The organism is Sphingobacterium haloxyli (assembly GCF_002980525.1).
Classification (GTDB): domain Bacteria; phylum Bacteroidota; class Bacteroidia; order Sphingobacteriales; family Sphingobacteriaceae; genus Sphingobacterium; species Sphingobacterium haloxyli.
This window is the reverse complement of sequence record NZ_PVBQ01000063.1, coordinates 1-318: the sequence shown is the minus strand read 5'-3', so window position 1 is coordinate 318 and position 318 is coordinate 1. Positions and strand designations below refer to the sequence as shown.

1 pseudogene is annotated in these 318 nt (G+C 55.0%); it reads left to right on the top strand.

What is annotated here, in order from left to right:
• Nucleotides 1–53 precede the first annotated feature (53 nt).
• Nucleotides 54–318 (top strand): annotated as a pseudogene (locus tag C5745_RS20690) (hypothetical protein); the annotation flags it as partial.

The following is a 318-nucleotide window of genomic DNA, read 5'->3' as shown; positions in this document are numbered from 1 at the left end:
GCAGGCCGGTACTCATCGACTTCACAGGCTGGAACTGTGTCAACTGCCGCAAGATGGAGGCCAATGTGTGGACAGACCCGAGGGTGGCGGCACTGCTCCGCGAGGAGTTCGTGATGGTGGAACTGTTCGTGGACGACAGGACGGAGCTGGCCAAACAGGAACAGTACGTCTCGGAATATTCCGGCAAAAAAATAAATACCATCGGAAAGAAGAACAGCGATTTTCAGGCGTCCGTGTTCAACAGCAACTCCCAGCCACTTTATGTCATCGTGGACACCGGCGGAAATGTGCTGGTGCCCCCTACAGGAGCTGACTACA